2 protein-coding genes are annotated in these 2,657 nt (G+C 75.1%); both read left to right on the top strand.

Translation table 11 applies throughout. The features are described 5' to 3' along the window. Window positions 1-953, top strand: a 953-nt coding sequence (locus tag GKQ77_RS31335) for a condensation domain-containing protein (protein WP_258022295.1), incomplete at its 5' end; no start/stop codon positions are given. Beyond that, the coding region (locus GKQ77_RS31330; RefSeq protein WP_219692499.1) for a condensation domain-containing protein at window positions 950-2,657 on the top strand (1,708 nt) is incomplete at its 3' end. The genes GKQ77_RS31335 and GKQ77_RS31330, both read left to right, overlap by 4 nt.

The raw sequence follows: 2,657 nt of genomic DNA, 5'->3' as shown, positions 1-2,657 counted from the left end.
CGGGGGTGCCGGGCACCTCGTTCACCCGGTGGGCCGGGCTGCTCGCCGAGGAAGCGGTGAGCCCAGGGCTTGTCGCCGCCGAACTCGACTGGTGGCAGCGGAGTCTGGCGGCCGGTGGCGAGGCGCGGCTCGCCGTGGGGCGCGGCTCCGGGACGCGGCGCGCGACCCTCACCGTCGAGCTGCCCGCCGACCTCACCGAGGCCGCGCTCACCACCCTGCCCGCCGCGTTCAACTGCGGCGCCGACGCCGTGCTGCTCACCGCGCTCACCTCGGCGGCCGTACGCCACCGGGGCTCGGGCACCGGTCTGCTCGTACACATCGAAGGGCACGGCAGGGAGACGCTGTCGGTGCCGGTGGACGTGTCCCGCACGGTCGGCTGGTTCACGACGCAGTACCCGGTGCTGCTCGACGCGGGGAGCGACCGGCGCGAGGGAGGGGGCACGGCGGTCGATGCGCTCAAGGCGGTGAAGGAACAGCTGAGGTCCGTCCCGAACGGCGGCATCGGCTGGGGCCTCCTGCGCCACCTCAACCCGGACACGTCCCCGGTACTCGCCGAACTCCCCGTCCCCGACGTGCGGTTCAACTACCTCGGCCGCTTCACCGCCGAGGACGCGGCGGGCGGCGAACTGCTCGACGCCGCCCCCGACGCCGTACCGCTCGGCCACGCGGTCGAGATCGACGCCTACGCCAAGGAGAGCGCGGACGGCCTGCGCCTGGAGGCGACTTTCTCGTACGCCGAAGGGGTCCTCGCGGAGGTGGAGGTACGGGAACTCGCCCGGCTGTGGCGTGAGGGTATCGCCGTACTGGCGCGGGAGACGGCGGAAGGCGGCCCGGTGGGCGCGACCCCGTCCGACTTCCCCTTGGTGGGCCTGTCCATGGACCAACTGGCGATGCTGGAGGGCGACTTGGCGGACATCGGCGACCCCGCGACGGAAGCGGAGGGCGGGCGATGAGCGGCCGTATCGCGGATGTGCTGCCGCTGACCCCCGTGCAGGAAGGCCTGCTCTTCCACGCCGTGCGGGACGCGGAGGGGCCCGACCCGTACCTCGTGCAGGCCCGTTTCCGCCTCGGCCCCGCGATCGCTGCGGACGCGGGCGGCGTACGGGCCGCGCTCAACGGGCTCATGGAGCGGCACCCCAACCTCCGCGCCTGCTTCCGGCACGAGGGGCTCGACCGCCCCGTGCAGGTGATCCCGCACGGGGTCGCCGTCCCGTGGGCGGAGGCCGACCTGACCGGCCGCGCGGCACCCGAAGTGGCGTCCGCGACAGAGGAGTTGTTGGCCGCGGACCGCGTCCGCCGCTTCGACCTGGCGCGGCCGCCCGCCGTCCGCGCCCTGTTCATCCGGCACGACACCGGCGGCGAACTCGTCCTCTCCTTCCACCACATCCTGCTCGACGGCTGGTCGATCCCGATCCTGGAGCGTGACCTCGCGGCACTGGTCACCGGCAGGCCTCTGCCGCCGCCCGTGCCCTATCGGCAGTACGCGCAGTGGCTCAGCCGCCAGGACCAGGGCCTCGCGGAGGCGGCGTGGCGGGAGGCGCTGGCGGGTGCGGAGCGGCAGGCTCCCCTCCTGGGAGAGGGCGCGGGCGAGGGCGAGGGTCACGGTGTCGGCGAGGGCGACGGTGTCGACGCGGGCGAGCCCGATACGGTCCGGCTGCGCCTCACCGCGGAGCTGACCGCCGCCCTCACCCGCCGTGCCGCCGAGACGGGCGTCACCCTCAACACCTTCACGCAGGCCGCCTGGTCCCTGGTGCTCGCCCGGATGACCGGCGGGCGCGACCTCGTCTTCGGCGGCGTGGTCTCCGGCCGCCCGCACGATCTGCCCGGCGCGGGGGAGATGGTGGGCCTGTTCATCAACACCCTGCCGGTACGGGTCAGGCTGCGCGACGGGGAGACCGTCGGCGAACTGCTCGCCCGGATCCAGGACGAGCAGTGGCGCCTCGTCCCGTACCACCACGTGCGCCTCACGGACGTGGGGCTCGGCGCGGGGGGCGCGGGGGAACTGTTCGACTCGGTCCTCGCGTTCGAGAACTTCCCGCGCGGGGCGGGGCAGCCGCAGGGCGACGGCCCGGACGCCGTGCGCGTGACGGACGTACGGGATGCCACGCACTACCCCGTGACGCTGGCCGTCGTCGCCGGGGAGCGGATGCTCCTCGCGGTGAGCTGCCGGCGCGGCATCTCGGCGGCGGAGGTCGCGGCCCGCATGGTGCGGGCCTTCGAACAGCTGGCGGGCGATCCCGCGACACCGGTGGACCGGATCGACGTACTCCCAAGGGAGGAGCGCCGACGGCTGCTCGCACGCTCGGCGGGCGCCGAGGCGGTTCCGGTGGCCGGTCCCGCCACGGTGACGGGGCGGTTCGCCGCGCAGGCGGCCCGTACGCCGGACGCGCCCGCCGTGGAGAGCGGCGACGACGTCCTCACGTACGCCCGGCTTGCGGCGGAATCCGACCGTCTGGCCGGCCGACTCATCGCGGCGGGCGTGACGGCGGGCGCCACGGTGGCCCTGCTCCTGAGACGTTCGCCGTCCCTGGTGGTGGCGCAGCTGGCGGTGCTCAAGGCGGGCGCGTGCTGGCTGCCGCTCGACCCGGCCCAGCCGGTGGCGAGGCTGGCGCGGCTGCTGGCCGGGGCGTCGGCGGGGCTGGTGCTGACGGAGGGGG

This window comes from Streptomyces anatolicus (assembly GCF_019400875.1).
GTDB lineage: Bacteria > Actinomycetota > Actinomycetes > Streptomycetales > Streptomycetaceae > Streptomyces > Streptomyces anatolicus.
The sequence above is the reverse complement of the archived record's forward strand: the minus strand, read 5'-3'. Positions and strand labels throughout refer to the sequence as shown.